Below are 432 nucleotides of genomic sequence, written 5' to 3' on the forward strand. Positions count from 1 at the left end.
GCCTGGAGTCGCTGGCCCCCCGCAAGGATGACCTGCTGACGATCTCCGAGATCGGAATCGACCAGATCATCGTCGACGAGGCGCAGGAATTCAGAAAACTCTCCTTCGCCACCAACATGTCGACCTTGAAGGGCATCGATCCGAACGGCTCGCAACGCGCCTGGGACCTCTATGTGAAGTCCCGCTTCGTCGAGACGAAGAATCCCGGCCGGGCGCTCATCCTCGCCTCCGGCACGCCGATCACCAATACGCTGGGCGAGATGTTCTCGGTGCAGCGCTATCTGGGCTACGCCGCGTTACTCGAGCGCGGTCTGCACGAGTTCGACGCCTGGGCCTCGACCTTCGGCGACGTCACCACCGAGCTCGAACTGCAGCCCAACGGCAAATACAAGCCCGTCACCCGCTTCGCCACCTTCGTCAACGTGCCCGAGC

Annotated in this window: 1 pseudogene; it reads left to right on the top strand. The window is 63.0% G+C overall.

The features are described 5' to 3' along the window. A pseudogene (locus EN749_RS37200) lies at window positions 1-432 on the top strand (lactate dehydrogenase); the annotation flags it as partial.

It is taken from the genome of Mesorhizobium sp. M7A.F.Ca.ET.027.02.1.1 (assembly GCF_004022985.1).
Classification (GTDB): domain Bacteria; phylum Pseudomonadota; class Alphaproteobacteria; order Rhizobiales; family Rhizobiaceae; genus Mesorhizobium.